14 protein-coding genes are annotated in these 14,824 nt (G+C 73.5%); 4 read left to right on the top strand and 10 right to left on the bottom strand.

What is annotated here, in order from left to right:
• The first annotated feature begins 57 nt into the window (after positions 1-57).
• Complete coding sequence (locus KDN32_RS15330) at positions 58-720, top strand: TetR/AcrR family transcriptional regulator C-terminal domain-containing protein (RefSeq protein WP_307854134.1); 663 nt, start codon at positions 58-60, stop codon at positions 718-720.
• Between the two features lie 10 nt (positions 721-730).
• On the opposite strand, the gene KDN32_RS15325 is transcribed toward KDN32_RS15330, so the two are convergent.
• Together KDN32_RS15325 and KDN32_RS15320 are read right to left on the bottom strand one after the other, a co-directional pair.
• A complete protein-coding gene (locus KDN32_RS15325) occupies positions 731-1,012 on the bottom strand; it encodes a hypothetical protein (RefSeq protein ID WP_211733094.1) in 282 nt (93 codons plus the stop codon).
• Positions 1,013-1,158: 146 nt separating this feature from the next.
• Positions 1,159-1,653 (bottom strand): anthrone oxygenase family protein, encoded by a 495-nt coding sequence (locus KDN32_RS15320; protein ID WP_211733093.1) that lies wholly within the window; start codon positions 1,651-1,653, stop codon positions 1,159-1,161.
• 80 nt (positions 1,654-1,733) lie between these two features.
• Here KDN32_RS15320 and KDN32_RS23390 point away from each other — a divergent pair, with 80 nt between their 5' ends.
• Entirely contained in the window at positions 1,734-2,693 is a 960-nt protein-coding gene (locus tag KDN32_RS23390) for an AraC family transcriptional regulator (protein WP_211733092.1), read from the top strand.
• On the opposite strand, the gene KDN32_RS15310 is transcribed toward KDN32_RS23390, so the two are convergent.
• The gene (locus KDN32_RS15310; RefSeq protein WP_211733091.1) at positions 2,681-4,183 is read right to left on the bottom strand and encodes a hypothetical protein; all 1,503 of its coding nucleotides are present in this window, start codon (positions 4,181-4,183) and stop codon (positions 2,681-2,683) included. The genes KDN32_RS23390 and KDN32_RS15310 overlap by 13 nt on opposite strands.
• Before the next feature lie 180 nt (positions 4,184-4,363).
• On the opposite strand from KDN32_RS15310, the gene KDN32_RS15305 reads away from it, so the two are divergent.
• The gene (locus KDN32_RS15305) at positions 4,364-4,804 is read left to right on the top strand and encodes a hypothetical protein (protein ID WP_211733090.1); all 441 of its coding nucleotides are present in this window, start codon (positions 4,364-4,366) and stop codon (positions 4,802-4,804) included.
• Between the two features lie 4 nt (positions 4,805-4,808).
• On the opposite strand, the gene KDN32_RS15300 is transcribed toward KDN32_RS15305, so the two are convergent.
• Entirely contained in the window at positions 4,809-5,021 is a 213-nt protein-coding gene (locus KDN32_RS15300) for a hypothetical protein (RefSeq protein ID WP_211733089.1), read from the bottom strand.
• A gap of 86 nt (positions 5,022-5,107) precedes the next feature.
• Between KDN32_RS15300 and KDN32_RS15295 the strand changes: the two genes are divergently transcribed.
• The gene (locus KDN32_RS15295) at positions 5,108-5,416 is read left to right on the top strand and encodes a hypothetical protein (RefSeq protein ID WP_211733088.1); all 309 of its coding nucleotides are present in this window, start codon (positions 5,108-5,110) and stop codon (positions 5,414-5,416) included.
• Positions 5,417-5,423: 7 nt separating this feature from the next.
• Here KDN32_RS15295 and KDN32_RS15290 read toward each other — a convergent pair whose 3' ends face one another.
• From KDN32_RS15290 to KDN32_RS15265, 6 genes are all read right to left on the bottom strand, one after another.
• Positions 5,424-7,112 carry an FAD-binding dehydrogenase gene (locus tag KDN32_RS15290; RefSeq protein ID WP_211733087.1) on the bottom strand — a complete coding sequence of 563 codons (1,689 nt, stop codon included), beginning with the start codon at positions 7,110-7,112 and terminating at the stop codon, positions 5,424-5,426.
• On the bottom strand, positions 7,109-7,735 hold the full coding sequence (locus tag KDN32_RS15285; RefSeq protein WP_211733086.1) for a TetR/AcrR family transcriptional regulator: 627 nt from the start codon (positions 7,733-7,735) through the stop codon (positions 7,109-7,111). Before KDN32_RS15285 ends, KDN32_RS15290 begins: the two co-directional genes overlap by 4 nt.
• A gap of 138 nt (positions 7,736-7,873) precedes the next feature.
• Complete coding sequence (locus KDN32_RS15280; protein ID WP_211733085.1) at positions 7,874-9,655, bottom strand: acetyl/propionyl/methylcrotonyl-CoA carboxylase subunit alpha; 1,782 nt, start codon at positions 9,653-9,655, stop codon at positions 7,874-7,876.
• Between the two features lie 67 nt (positions 9,656-9,722).
• Positions 9,723-12,263 (bottom strand): AMP-binding protein, encoded by a 2,541-nt coding sequence (locus KDN32_RS15275; protein ID WP_307854133.1) that lies wholly within the window; start codon positions 12,261-12,263, stop codon positions 9,723-9,725.
• The gene (locus tag KDN32_RS15270) at positions 12,260-13,324 is read right to left on the bottom strand and encodes an ABC transporter ATP-binding protein (protein WP_211733084.1); all 1,065 of its coding nucleotides are present in this window, start codon (positions 13,322-13,324) and stop codon (positions 12,260-12,262) included. The genes KDN32_RS15275 and KDN32_RS15270 overlap by 4 nt, the downstream gene beginning before the upstream one ends.
• The gene (locus tag KDN32_RS15265; protein WP_307854132.1) at positions 13,321-14,760 is read right to left on the bottom strand and encodes an ABC transporter permease; all 1,440 of its coding nucleotides are present in this window, start codon (positions 14,758-14,760) and stop codon (positions 13,321-13,323) included. Before KDN32_RS15265 ends, KDN32_RS15270 begins: the two co-directional genes overlap by 4 nt.
• Positions 14,761-14,824 lie beyond the last annotated feature (64 nt).

The following is a 14,824-nucleotide window of genomic DNA, read 5'->3' as shown; positions in this document are numbered from 1 at the left end:
TCGGGAGGATAGCCTTACGGCGTAAGATCAGGCAACCGCTGACCGATCGGAGTCCTCGTGCCCGCCAGCTCGTCCGCCCGTCCCGCCCTCTCGCGCGACCGCGTGGTGGCCCTGGCGGTCGCGCTCGCCGACGCCGACGGCGTGGCGGCGCTGTCGATGCGCGCGCTGGCGCGCGGCCTCGGCGTCGAGGCGATGTCGCTCTACCACCACGTCGACGGCAAGGAGGGGCTGCTCGACGCGATGGTCGACGCGGTCTTCGCCGAGGTGCACGCCCCGCGCGTCGGGGGTGACTGGCGCACCGAGCTCCGGGCCCGCTCGCTGACCGGGCGCGAGGTGCTGCGGCGTCACCGGTGGGCGGTCGGGTTGATGGACTCGCGCCGCACGCCGGGGCCCGCGACGATCGCGCACCACGACGCGGTGCTGGGCTGCTTGATGGCCGACGGGTTCGACCTCGCGGCCACCGGGACCGCGGTCGCGCTCCTCGATGCGCACCTCTACGGGTTCGTGCTGCAGGAGATCGCGCTGCCGTTCGAGACCGAGGACGAGCTCGCCGCCGTCGGGGCCGAGATCCTCGGCGACGAGGTGCGCGAGGCCTTCCCGCACTTCACGGCGTTCGCCGAGGGGCAGGCCCTCCAACCCGGCTACTCCTTCGGGCGGGAGTTCGAGCCGACGCTCGACCTCACCCTCGACGCCGTGGCCCGCCTGCGCGGAGTCGTCTGACCACCCGGTCCTAGCGGGCGCGGACCACGAACTCGAGCCGCACGGGCAGCTCGCCGCGCACGTCGAGCTCGTGCTCGGCGAAGCGTCGCGCCGCGACGGGACCGAGGAACACCCGCGGGCCCTCGTCCGGGCCGACGACCACCTCGTCGGCCTCCGGGCGCGTGGCGCGTCGTACGCCGAAGCCGGGGCGGTCGCGGTGCTGGCGGATCTGGAGTCCGAGTCCGGCGGGCGTGTGGGGGAGGCGCTGCAGGTCGACGAGGGCGTCATGGGCCCTGCGGGTGAGGGTGAGCATGGGTGGCTCGCTCCTTCCGGTCGTGGACCTCCACCGTGTGCCGGACTGGCAGGAGGTGCAACCGGGGGTCACGCTCACGGCGTGACCAAGCGTTGTCGCTTCGTTGCGGGGCTGTGACCTGCGGCGCGCTGCCGCAACCGGTGCCGTCAGCCCGACGTCCGCAGGCCGGCCGCGGCGAGGCAGGCGACCGCGCCGGCCGAGGTGACGCAGCGAGCGATGTTGAGCAGGACCCATCGCGACTCGAAGTCGGCACGCACGGACGCCAGGTCGGGGATGGCGTCGACCGCGCCGGCGGCCGCGAGGGCGTCGTTGAGCGGGACGTTGCCCGCCGCGGTGATCGCCACCGTGCCGATCGCCAGAGCGGTGGCGGCGACGGCCCAGCCGCGGGCCGGGCTGCCTCCCACGACAGCCGTGGTGCCCGCGAGGAGCGGTGCGGCGACGAACGTCGTCAGGAAGACCGGGTTCACGATCGCGACGTTGACGTGCTGCATCGTGCTCACGAAGGTGCGGTCGTCGACCCGGGCGAGCCCGGGCATCACGCCCGTCGCCCAGGTGAAGTACGTGCCGGCCTGGAGGGCGGCGACAACGGCAGCCAGCACGAGCACGGGACCGCGGGCGGTGGAGGCCAGATCGGTCGTCATGGGCCCAGTCCATCGCCCACGCTCGAGATCTTCCATGGCTGAACCAGCCCGATACATGCGCGAGCGTCTAGGATGGGGGCGTGGACGGCCTCTCGGCACTGCTCGACGGTCCTCGCGCGCGCCGGGCGTTCCTCCTCCGGATCCTGCTGGGCCCGCCCTGGTCGGTGCGGCTCGAGGACGAGGCGCCGCTGTCGGTGACCGCGGTGGTGCGCGGCCACCTCTGGGTCCGCCCCGACGGCGAGGAGCCGGTCCGGCTGGAGGCGGGCGACGTCGTGGTGTGGGTGGGCGGTGAGCACTGGACGATGGCCGACGAGCCGGACACGCCCGACCAGGTCGTGATCCACCCCGGTCAGGTGTGCACCACGGTCGACGGCCACGTCGTGGTCGAGGAGATGGGCCGCGGCGTGCGCAGCTGGGGCAACAGCAAGGTGGGCGAGACCGTGCTCCTGACCGGGGTCTACCAGCTCGAGGGGGAGGTCACCCGCCGTCTGGTCCGCGCGCTTCCCCGGACGCTCGTGCTCCGCGCCGACGACCTCGACACGCCGCTGGTATCCCTCCTCGGCGAGGAGGTGGTCCGCGACGAGCCGGGCCAGGAGGCGGTCCTCGACCGGCTCCTCGACCTGCTGCTCATCACCCTGCTGCGGACCTGGTTCGGTCGCTCCGACTCCGGGAGGCCCGGGTGGTACGCCGCGCAGGCGGACGCCGTCGTCGGCAGCGCGCTGCGACTGATGCAGCACCATCCCGAGCACCCGTGGACGGTGGCCGAGCTCGCTGCCAGGACCGGGGTCTCCCGTGCGTCCTTCGCCCGGAGGTTCACCGACCTGGTCGGTGAGCCGCCGATGACGTTCCTGACGGACTGGCGGATCTCCCTGGCCGCCGACCTGCTCCTTGAGCCCGACGCGACGCTCGCCTCGGTCGCGCGGCGGGTCGGCTACGCCACCCCGTTCGCGCTCAGCGCGGCCTTCAAGCGCGAGCGCGGCACCAGTCCGCGGGACCACCGGCGGGCGGGCGACCGGCCGCGCATGACTCAGGTCCAGTAGAGCTCGACGCCGTCGTCGATGGCGTCGGCCATGGCTTGGGCTTGTGCGGTGGTGAGGGGGGTGGTGCCGCGGTGGTCGACGAGGAGGGCCTGGCCGTGGGGGGTGTGCCAGAGGTGGCGGCCGGGTCCGACGAGGCGGGTGGTGATGCCGGAGTGGGTCTTGGTGCGGTGGTGGCTGCGGCGTAGGGGGCCGCAGTTGTGGGTGCCGGTCTGGCCGGGCGGTCCGGTGTCGTCGTATGGCTGTGCGTGGTCGTAGTCGACGCCGTCGCGAGTGGCTGAGCGGGGGGAGTAGGGGTAGCAGTCGCCGCCGGTCTGGGTCCAGGCGTGGTCCTTGATGTCCTCGGGGTGCTCGTAGGCGTCGACTCGGCGTCGCATCTGGAGGTCGAGGACGGGGGTGATGGTGAGGTCGGTGGTGCCGAGGACCTCGGCGAGCTGGCGGGCGTCGAGGGGGCCGATGCCCTCGACGCGGGCGACGCCGGTGCCCGTGCGGGTCAGCAGCTTCCGCAGCGTGTCATCGGTGATGTGGACGAACAGGCGGGCCTTGGGGCGCAGGGAGGCGAGCTGGCGGGTCGACATGCCGGCGAGGTGGCCGAGCAGGGTGTGGAGGTGGTCGGGTGCCCAGGCGGGACGTGAGTCCTCGGGGTCCTCGGACTCGTCCTCGACCGGCTCGGTGTCGTCGGCTGGCTCGGTGTGGGCGAGCAGGAGCTGGAGGAGGTCGGCGGGGCGGGCGAGCCAGCCGAGGGCCAGGGAGCGGAGCTCGTCGTGGTTGTGGTCTGCGCCCATCGCGTGGTCGGGGCTGGTGGCGAGGATGTCGGCGACGCGGTCGAGCATGGCGTCGATGGTCGCGGCGTCGCCGAGGGTGATGCGGGCGATGAGGTGGCGGTAGCCGTGCTCGTCGGAGCGCGAGAGCCGGACGTAGCGTTCGTGGCGGATGCGGTCCTGTTCGGCGTGGTGGGTGTCGGGGTCGGCCTCGATGGTCTTGGCGCGGGCGATCTCCAGGACGGTCGACGGGGCGTGGCCGGCGATGGCCTTGGCTACGGCGGAGTCGACGACGCCGACCTGCTCGGACAGCAGGGCACGGCACAGGACGGCGACCTTGCGTGCGACCCAGGGTTCGCAGTCACCGGCCTCGACGACCGCCCAGGTGAGCGGGAGGCGATGGTGCAGGTCGAGCCCGTCGGCGATCAGTGCGCGGGTGGTGGCGGGGTGGGTCTGGCGGGCGAACGCGAGCTCGGCGATGGCGTGCTCGCGCACGGGAGGGGTGCCGTCTCCGCCGGGGGTGACCATCGGATCCCGCCGAGGGTCGCGCTCTCCGTCCTCAGCGGGACGCGGTTCGCCGTGGACGACCGCCCACTGGACCGCGACCCGGATCTCCTCGACCTCGCCCAGGCGCCGGGTGCGCAGCGCGGTCGATGCCAGCCCCAACAGCTGCTGCTCGGTCGCCTCGTCGGCCGCTGACGGCGGCTGAGGAGTCGAAGGGGGCTGGGCCATACCGCAGTCTATCGAACAGGTGTTCGATCAACAAGGCCCGTCCCCCATCTTGTGGAAGCGTCGTCCGCTCCCTGTCGTGAGCGCGGGGGGTTGGGTCATGCTCGGCCCGTGCGCACACGACTACTGGACGCCCCGTGGTGGGTCCTGGCCCTCACCACAGGCGTCCCCTTCGGCACGTTCATGGCCGTCTTCAACATCGTGGTCGACGACGATCCGCTCCAGCGGGGGATCTTCGCTGCCGCGGTCGGGGGCGCCTTCTTCGGGACCTTCATGGGGTTGTTCCTGATGCGGGTCAACCGACGGACCCGGGTGGCGGTGGGCGACGTGGCGCCAGATCGACGAGTGGCGGTGCTCCGGTCCGCCGCGAAGGGGCCGGTGCCGGAGGATCCGGCGGAGCGGGCTGCCGCGGCCCGCCTGGTGGCCCACCAGCTGGAGGAGACCCGACGCAACCGCTGGTGGACCCTGGGCGTGACGGCGGCCTTCCTCCTTCTCGGCGGCTGGCTCGCTGTCACCTCTTCGCCGTGGTGGTGGTGCTGGGTGGCGATGTGGTGTGCATTGCTCGGCTGGTCGCTCGTGCTGCCGGCACGCCTGCATGGACGGCTCGCCGAGCTCCAGGCGTGACCTCCTACTCGCTGCGGTAGGCGCGCCAGGCCGTCCGCGCGAAGCCGACGACACAGATCATGAAGCCGAACAGCCCGAGGGTCCCGGTCGCGACCCTCCAGGCGGGCGCATCGGTGAGGACGACGGAGAGCACAAGACCCGTCAGCGCCACCGCCACGCTGACCCAGAACAGCCAGTCGTGCGACCAGTCCTCGTCGATCCACCGGTTCTCGGCCATGGCTGAACGATGCCGGAGCCGCGCCGGAGCCACCACCCCTCTCAGAGGCGAGGCTCGCAACACGCAGTGCGTGCGATGCTGCCGGCATGGAGCGGGGGATCGACAGGTTGTGGGACCACCTGGTCGACGTGCTGCGCACCATCGGGGACGTCTCCGACCGGGCGCCGCACGGCCTGGTGGTGAGCGTCGAGCGAGAAGGCGAGGCGGACCAGGTCGTCGAGATCGACATGACGCGGCGCGAGTGGGATGACATGACCGCGATCGGCGGCTGGCACCTGGACTCAGGAGCGCAGCACGTCCGTGAGCTCGTGCTGCGGCAGCCGCGCGAGCTCCGCTACCTCAGCTACGCCAACTACGAGCTGACCCCGGCCACCACGTGGTGGCAACGGCGCTGAGGAGTCCTCAGCGCGCCAGCGCCCGCCCGACCGCCCGCCCGGAGAAGATGCAGCCGCCGAGGAAGGTGCCCTCGAGCGCGTTGTAGCCGTGGACGCCGCCGCCACCGAAGCCGGCGACCTCGCCCGCGGCGTACAGCCCCGGGACCGGCGAGCCGTCGGCGGCCAGGCAGCGGCCGTCGAGGTCGGTCTCGAGACCGCCGAGCGTCTTGCGGGACAGGATGTTGAGGCGTACGGCGATGAGCGGGCCGTGAGCGGGGTCGAGGATGCGGTGCGGCCTGGCGACGCGGATCAGCTTGTCGGTGCGGCTGCGACGGGCGTTGTGGATCGCCATCACCTGCACGTCCTTGCTGAAGTCGTTGGCCACCTCGCGGTCGCGCGCGACGATCTCGCGCTCGAGCGCTTCGGCGTCGAGCTTCGGCCCGCGGGCGAGCTCGTTCATCCCGGTGACCAGCTCGTCGAGGGTGTCGGCGACGACGAAGTCGACCCCGTGCTCCTTGAACGCCTCGACCGGTCCGGGGGCGCCCTTCGCGAGACGGCTCTGCGCGAGGAACTTCAGGTCCTTGCCGGTGATGTCGGGGTTCTGCTCGGAGCCCGACAGGGCGAACTCCTTCTCGATGATCGACTGGGTCAGCACGAACCACGAGTAGTCGTGGCCGGCGGCCAGGATCTGCTTCATCGCGCCGATCGAGTCCGCGCCGGGCACGCCCGACATCCCCTCGAGCCGCTTGCCGGTCGCGTCGAACCACATCGACGAGGGGCCGGGCAGGATCCGGATCGCGTGGTCGGGCCAGACCGGGTCCCAGTTGTGGATGCCCTCGACGTACGCCCACATCCGGTCCTTGTTGACCATCGTCGCGCCGGCGTCGACCGCGATGCCCTGCATCCGTCCGTCGACGTGGGCGGGCACGCCGGAGATCAGGTGGTCGGGTGCGGGGCCGACGCGGTCGGTGGGCCAGTTGCGGCGCATCAGCTCGTGGTTGTGGCCGATGCCGCCGGAGGTCACGACGACGGCTGACGCGCGCAGCTCGAAGTCGCCGGTGACGTCGCGGTTGGACCGCACGCCGCGCCCGGCGTCGTCGTCGGCGAGCACCGCACCGCGTACGCCGACGACCGCACCGTCCTCGACGACGAGCTCGTCCGCGCGGTGCCGGAACGCGAAGCGCACGAGCCCCGCCTCCTCGGCCCGCTGGACCGGCTCGGCGAAGATCCGCACCACCTCGGGGCCGGTGCCCCACGTCAGGTGGAAGCGGGGGACCGAGTTGCCGTGGCCCAGCGCCCGGCCGTCGCCGCGCTCGGCCCAGCCGACGAACGGAAGCGAGCGCAGGCCGAGGGCGCGCAGGTAGTCGCGCTTCTCCTCGTGCGCGAACCGGACGTACGCCTCGGCCCAGCGTCGCGGCCAGTGGTCCTCGCCGCGACCGGGACCGTCCGTGCCGTCGCCGAGCCGGTCGAACTGCGCCGAGCCCTGCCAGTCCTGCCAGGCCAGCTCGGGGGAGTCGGTGATCCCCATCCTGCGCTGCTCGGGGCTGTCGACGAAGAACAGCCCGCCGAGCGACCACCACGCCTGGCCGCCGAGGTTGGCGCGGTTCTCCTGGTCGAGCACCAGCACCCGCCGGCCGGCGAGCGCCAGCTCGTGGGTGGCGACCAGCCCGGCGAGGCCGGCGCCGACGACGATCGCGTCGGGGGTGAAGTCCTTCATGACTGCTCCTGCTCGTAGCGGCTGACGATCATCTCGGCGAGCAGGCGCAGCGCCCGCTCGACGGTGCGGCCCGGTGGCGCCGCGGGGTCGGGGTCGAGGGCCGAGAACGCCAGCCCGTCGAGGACGTTGACGACGATGCTCAGCACGGCGGCGAGGTCGTCGGGCGGGAGGTGGCCGCGCCACAGGTCGCCGGCGACGGCGAGCATCTGCTCCTGCAGCGACTCCCGCGCCGGCAGCAGCGCGGCGCGCAGGCCCGCGTCCGCACGGGCGGCCACGAGGAGCTCGCGCCAGGTCTGGTTGGCGGGGGAGAGCACGGCCCGGCGCAAGTGGGCGAGGACGTCCGCGACGGCGTCGACGGTCGTCACGTCCGACCCGACGCTCGCGCGGAACTCCTCGACGTTGCGCCGCGCGACGTGCTCGGCGGTGGCCACCAGCAGCGCCTGCCGCGTGGGGAAGTGCCGGAACAGTGCGCCCTGGCTGACCCCGGCCCGCGCGCAGGCGGCCGCGGTGGACGTCGCGGCGTACCCGGTCTCGGCCAGGCAGGCCGCGGTCGCGTCGAGCAGGGCGGTGGTGGTCGCCTCACGGCGCTCGGCCTGCGTACGGCGGGCGGGGGTGGCGGTCACCTGCCCAGTGTCACATAGAAAGCGAGTGCTCGCTATCTAAGTATGCGACGGATACGACAGGAGCGGTGCCCCAGCCACATTTCCGGGCGACGGAATGTGGGTGGGACACCGCTCGTGAGGGCGGAGGGGCGCGGTACGTCAGTCCTTCAGCTCGCAGATGACGGCGCCGTTGGTGACGGTGGCGCCGACCTCGGCCTGGAGGCCGGTGACGGTGCCGGCCTTGTGGGCCTTGAGGGGCTGCTCCATCTTCATCGCCTCCATGACCACGATGGTGTCGCCCTCGGCGACCTCCTGGCCCTCGGTGACGACGACCTTGACGATGGTGCCCTGCATGGGGGAGGTGACGGAGTCGCCCGAGGCTGCGGCGCCGGCCTTCTTCGCCGAGCGCTTGCCGGCCTTCTTGGCACCACCAGCAGCGCCGCCGCCGACCGAGAGCCCGCCGAGCCCGGCGGGGAGGACGACCTCGAGGCGACGGCCGCCGACCTCGACGGTGACCTTCTGGCGCTCGCCCGGCTCGTCGGCCTCGGCGACGTCGCCGGAGTAGGGCTCGATCTGGTTGTCGAACTCGGTCTCGATCCACTGGGTGTAGACGGTGAACTCGCCCTCGCCCGACGGCGTGGAGGCACCGACGTAGGCCGGGTCGGAGACCACGGCGCGGTGGAACGGGATGACGGTCGGCATGCCGTCGACGACGAACTCGTCGAGGGCGCGGCGCGAGCGCTCGAGGGCCTGGGTGCGGGTGGTGCCGGTGACGATCAGCTTGGCGATGAGGGAGTCGAACGAGCCGGGGACGGTCTCGCCGTTCTCGTAGCCGCCATCCAGTCGAACACCGGGACCGGACGGCGGGGACCAGGCCGACAGGGTGCCGGGGGCGGGCATGAAGTTGCGGCCGCCGTCCTCGGCGTTGATGCGGAACTCGATGGAGTGGCCGCGGATCTCGGGGTCGTCGTAGCCGAGCTCCTCGCCGGCGGCGATGCGGAACATCTCGCGCACCAGGTCGATGCCGGTGACCTCCTCGGAGACGCAGTGCTCGACCTGGAGGCGGGTGTTGACCTCGAGGAACGAGATCGTGCCGTCCTGGGCGACGAGGAACTCGCACGTGCCGGCGCCGTAGTAGCCGGCCTCCTTGAGGATCCGCTTGGAGGAGGCGTAGAGCTCGTCGAGCTGCTCCTGGGAGAGGAACGGCGCGGGGGCCTCCTCGACGAGCTTCTGGTTGCGGCGCTGGAGCGAGCAGTCGCGGGTGGAGACGACGACGACGTTGCCGTGCTGGTCGGCCAGGCACTGGGTCTCGACGTGGCGGGGCTTGTCGAGGAACTTCTCGACGAGGCACTCGCCGCGACCGAACGCGGTCACCGCCTCGCGCACGGCGGACTCGTAGGCGTCGGGGATCTCCTCGAGCGTGCGGGCGACCTTGAGGCCGCGGCCGCCACCACCGAAGACCGCCTTGATCGCGACCGGCAGGCCGTTGGCCTTCGCGAACTCGACGACCTCGTCGGCGTCGGCGACCGGGTCCTTGGTGCCCGGCGCGAGCGGCGCGTTGGCGCGGTCGGCGATGTGCTTGGCCTTGGCCTTGTCGCCCAGCGCCTCGATCGCGGCGGGCGGCGGGCCGATCCAGATCAGCCCGGCGTCCATGACGGCCTGGGCGAAGTCGGCGTTCTCGGCGAGGAAGCCGTAGCCCGGGTGGACCGAGTCGGCACCGGACTTCTCGGCGATCGCGATGATCTTGGCGATGTCGAGGTACGAGTCGGCCGGGGTCGCCCCGCCGAGGGAGTGGGCCTCGTCCGCGAGCCGCACGAACAGTGCGTCACGGTCGGGGTCGGCGTAGACCGCGACGGAGCCGATGCCGGCGTCCTTGCAGGCGCGGATGACGCGCACGGCGATCTCGCCGCGGTTGGCGATCAGGACCTTCTTCAAGCTCACGCGGGACTCCTGGCGGTGACACGGGATGGGGCGGCCGGGCGGCCGGGCTGGCGTACCGCTGGGCAGGCTACCGCGAGCCGAGCACGGCCCGACCGACAGCATGGTGCAACGGACGTACGACGCGTCCGTAGGCGATGCCGACGGCCAGCGAGGCGCCCAGCGCGAGCCACTGGTGGCCGGCGTCCTCGAGGGCGGGGTAGACCTGCCAGTGGGTGAGGTAGACGAACAGGCTGGCGCCGGCCAGCACGCCCGCGGCGTGCGCCACCCGGCCGGGGACAGGCACGTGCGGCAGCCACAGCATGACCAGGAACCCGCCGAGCACGATCGCCTCGCGGTGCGGCTGGCCGAAGAAGCCGACGGTCAGCGCGGTCGCGAGCGCGGAGACGAGCAGGCGGCGCCGGGTGGTGTCGGCGCGGGCCCCGGCCCAGCCGAGCGCGAAGAAGAAGCCGACCACGAGCGTGGTGTAGCGCTCGGTGTGACCGGCGCGCAGCCCGACCTCGGCGAAGCGGGCGACCGCCGTGACGGCGAGCACGGCGAGGGCGAAGCGGAACGGCTCGCGCCGCTCGAGCCGGTGCAGGGCCGGTACGCAGGTCAGCACCAGCGCCGCCACCGTGAGCCAGACCAGTGACTCGAGGAACCACAGCTGCCACTGGTCGTCCCACTCCGAGGAGTTGACCAGCTCGCGGACGAAGAAGGTGGTGGCGAGGGAGTAGCTGCCGAGCACCACCGCGACCGTCCCGACCCACAGCACCGACGGCACCACGAGCTGCGACAGCCCGGCCAGTCCGTGGCGCAGGCGGGTGCGCGGGCCGCCGGCGGCGGAGAGCTGGAAGCGGGCGAAGTTGTAGCCGGCGAGGGCCAGCAGGAGGTGGGCGCCGCCCTCGAGCGCGACCAGGTCGACGTGGCTGGCGACGACGAAGAGGATCGCCAGCGCGCGCAGGGCGACCGTCGTGTCCAGCCGGACCCAGCGGCGGCGCCGCCCGGGAGCGGCGGTCACGACCGCCTCGTCGGCGAGCCGCTGGAGCTCGCCGATGGTGCGGGTGTGCCAGCCCGCGGGCACGCCGTCGGGGAAGTGGTCGGCGAGGCGGGTGGCGAGCTCGACGTAGGACAGCGAGTCGCCGCCGAGGGAGACGAAGGAGTCGCCGTCGCGGGCGTCGGGCCGGCCGAGCACCCGCGCCAGGTCGGACCGTACGTCGCCGGGCGAGGTGGTCGCCCCCGCAGCGTCGTCGGCCTCGACGCTCGTGGCGAGACCCAGCAGCGCGACCCGGTCGACCTTGCCGCTCGTGGTCAGCGGGTCCTCGGCGAGCAGGTGCGCCACCACGGCGTGGGCCGGGACGCCGCACTGGTCGGTGACGAGGGTCCGGGCGGCGTCGCGGTGCCGGCCGTGGCGCAGGAAGACGTGGACCGCGCGGTCGGTGGCGACCACGCGGGCATGCCGGTCGACCTCCGCGGCGAGGTGGCGCTCGACCGCGTCGAGGTCGATCCGCAGGCCGAACACCTTGCCGTAGCGGTTGCGGCGACCGACCACCTCGAACAGGCCGTCCGCCTCCCGCGCGAGGTCGCCGGTGCGCAGCTCCTCGACCTCGCGGCCGCGCGCGAGGTCGGCGGGCGCGTGGGCGTAGCCGAGCATCACGTTGGGGCCGGAGTAGCACAGCTCGCCGACGCCGGGACGCTCGTCGACGTCCTCGTCGATCCACAGCCGGCCACCGGGCACCGCGACGCCGATCGCGCCGGGGTGGTCCTCGGCGAGGTGGGGCGGCAGCCACGCCATCCGCGCCGTCGCCTCGGTCGCGCCGTACATGACGACGAGGTCCCAGCCGCGCTCGCGACCCGTGCGGCTCCAGCGGCGTACGGCATCGGGCTCGAGCCGCCCGCCGGCCTGGGTCACCTGGCGCAGGGTGGGGAGGTCGCGGTCGGCGAAGCCGCTCGCCGCGAGCAGGTCGAAGGTGTGCGGGACGCCCGCGAGGCTGGTGGCGCCGGTCCCGGCGACGAGGTCCCAGAAGCACTCGTCGACCACGCTGAGGTCGGTCAGCACCACGCTCGCGCCGGCGACGAGGTGGGAGTGCAGGACGGAGAGGCCGTAGCAGTAGTGCAGCGGGAGCGCGGTGATCGCGCGGTCGTCGGCACGCAGGCCGAGGTAGTCGGCGATCGCGGCGGCGTTGCTGGCCACGTTGTCGCGCGAGAGCCGCACCAGCTTGGGGGAGCCGGTGGTGCCGGACGTGCTGAGCAGCAGCGCGAGGTCGGGGTGGAGGTCGTGTGCGCTGGCCGGTCGCAGCACGCGGTCGTCCTCGCCGGCGATGCAGACGACGTCGGGGTCGTACGCCGCGACGACCGCGTCGCGCTGGGCCGGACGCCCGTCGGGCACCACGAGCGCGACGTGGCCGTGCTGGAGCGCGGCGAGGTAGGCCACGACCGAGTCGAGGCAGTTGGCGCCCTCGACCAGCACGAGGCGTCGCGCGGGGCCCCACGAGCGGGCGCGCTCGGCGACCAAGCGGGCCAGCTCGGCGTGGCTGAGGGTGCGGCCGTCCGCCACGACCGCCGGGGCGTCCCCGGCGAGGGCGTGGTCGAGCACGGGCCGCAGCGACGGCCGGGTGGGGGTGAGGGTCACGGCACGGGTCGGTAGGCGCGGACCAGCCCGGTCACGCGGAGGTGGACGGTGTCGCCCGGCACCGGGTGGCGTACGCCCGCCATGCGCGCCAGCACCGAGGTGCCGTCGTCGAGGCGGACCTGGACCGCGCAGTCGTGGCCGTAGTAGCTGAGCTCCTCGACGGTGCCGCGCACGCCCTCGGGGTGGGCCAGGTCGACGTAGATCTGCTCGGGACGGATCATCAGCGAGACCGGTCCGCTGCCGGGCTCGGTGAGGACCACCTCGCCGAGCGCGCAGGACGCGCGGGTCTGCGTCGCGGTGCCGGGCAGCACCACCGCGCGGCCGACGAACTCCGCGACCTGCGGGTCGGTCGGGGAGAGGTAGACCTCGCTCGGGCTCGCCGACTGCACCAGCCGGCCGGCGCGCATCACCGCGACCTGGTCGGCGAGCGAGAGCGCCTCGTTCTGGTCGTGGGTGACGAGCAGGGCGGTGGTGTTGCTCGCCGCGAGCGCGCGGCGCACGGCGAGCGAGGTGGTGCCGCGCAGGCTCGCGTCGAGGGAGGAGAACGGCTCGTCGAGCAGCACCACCGCCGGTCGCGGGGCGAGCGAGCGGGCGAGCGCGACGCGCTGCTGCTGACCGCCCGAGAGCTCGTCGGGGCGGCGGTGCCGGAAGTCGGCGGGGAGCTCGACGAGGTCGAGCATCTCGGCCACGCGGTCGTCGCGCTCGCGACCGCGCTCCTCGCGGGGCAGGCCGAAGGCGATGTTGGCGGCCACGTCGAGGTGCGGGAACAGCGCGCCCTCCTGCGGGACGTAGCCCACCCGGCGGACCTGCGGCGGCATCGGCTTGACCCCGTCGCCCGCGACCACGGTGTCGCCGAACGCGATGGTGCCGGCGTCGGGCAGCAGGAAGCCCGCGATCAGCCGCAGCAGGGTGGTCTTGCCGCAGCCGGACGGGCCGAGGACGGTCGTGAACGAGCCGTGCGGCACGTGCAGCGACACCTCGTCGACGGCGCGGGTCGACGTACGCCCCGGGCCGCCGGCCGCGAAGGTCTTGGTGACGCCGGTGATCGACAGGGAGCTCATGGGGTGGCCTCCTGGAGGGAGAGTCGCTCCTGCCGCATGAGCAGCACCGTCGCGGGGATCGAGACGAGCACGAGCAGGAGGGCGTAGGGGGCGGCGGCTCCGTAGCGGAGCTCGGAGGACGCCGACCAGAACTCGGTGGCCAGCGTCCGGGTGCCGATGGGGGAGAGCATCAGCGTGGCGGTCAGCTCGGTGGAGATGGCAAGGAAGACCAGCGCGGCGCCGGCGCCGAGGCTGGGCGCGATGAGCGGGAGGGTGACCCGGCGGGCGGTCGCGAGCGGGCCGGTGCCGAGGCTGTGCGCGACGTCGTCGAGCACGGCGGGCGCCTGCTCGAGCCCGGCGCGGACGGTGACGACGGCGCGCGGCAGGAACAGGATGACGTAGGCCGCGACGAGCAGTCCGGCGGTCTGGTAGACCGGCGGCACCAGGCGCAGCGACGCGACCACCAGGGCCAGGCCGACGACGATGCCGGGCAGGGCGTTGGCGACGTAGGTGCTGCGCTCGACCAGGGTGGAGAGCCGCCCGCGGTGGCGCACCGCCAGCCACACGACCGGCACGGCGGCCACGGTCGCGGCGAGCGCGCCGGCCAGGGCGAGGACGACCGTCGCGACGAGGGCCTCGGTCAGGTCGGCGAGCGGGAACTCGGTCGAGGTGCCGACGACCAGCCAGCGCACCAGCGAGTACGCCGGGACGCCGACGGCGAGCACGACCACGCCCGCCAGGGTCGCCAGCAGCGGCCAGCGCCAGGCCCCGAGCGACAGGGGCACGCTGGTCCGGGCGGCGCCGCGGCCGATCCGGGCGTAGCGCCGGTCGCCGCGCAGCCGCAGCTCGGCCACCAGCAGGACCAGGCACAGCAGCACCAGCACGCCGGCCATCGCGGTCGCGGCGGCGCCGTTGAAGGTCGAGCCGTACTGGTCGTAGATCGCGGTGGTGAAGGTCGGGAAGCGGAGCAGCGACAGCGCGCCGAACTCGGCGAGCAGGTGGAGACCGACGAGCAGCGCGCCGCCGAGCAGGGCCGGACGCAGCTGGGGCAGCACGACGGTCGCCAGGGTGCGGACCCGGGAGTGCCCGAGCGACCACGCCGACTCCTCCAGCGCGGGGTCGAGGCGGCGCAGCATCGCGACGACGGGGAGGTAGACCAGCGGGTAGTAGGACAGCGTCACGACGAGGAAGGCGCCGCCGAAGCCGTGGACGCTGCGGTCGAGCGACACCCAGGCGTAGCCGTTGACGAACGCCGGCACCGCGAGCGGCGCGACCAGCAACCCGTGCCAGGCGCGCCGGCCGGGCAGGTCGGTGCGCTCGACCAGGACGGCCAGCGCCACGCCGAGCACCGCGGTCGCGGTCATGCACGCCGCGGCCAGGGTGAGCGTGTTGCGCAGGAGCTCGCCGATGCGCGGGCGGGCGAGCAGGTGCCAGAGGTCGACGGGACCGATCACCACGACGTAGGTCGCGACGTAGCCCAGCGGGACGAGCGCGAGCAGCGCGACGACCGCCCCCGCTGCG

It is taken from the genome of Nocardioides palaemonis, from assembly GCF_018275325.1.
Classification (GTDB): domain Bacteria; phylum Actinomycetota; class Actinomycetes; order Propionibacteriales; family Nocardioidaceae; genus Nocardioides; species Nocardioides palaemonis.
This window is presented reverse-complemented; position numbering and strand designations above follow the sequence as displayed.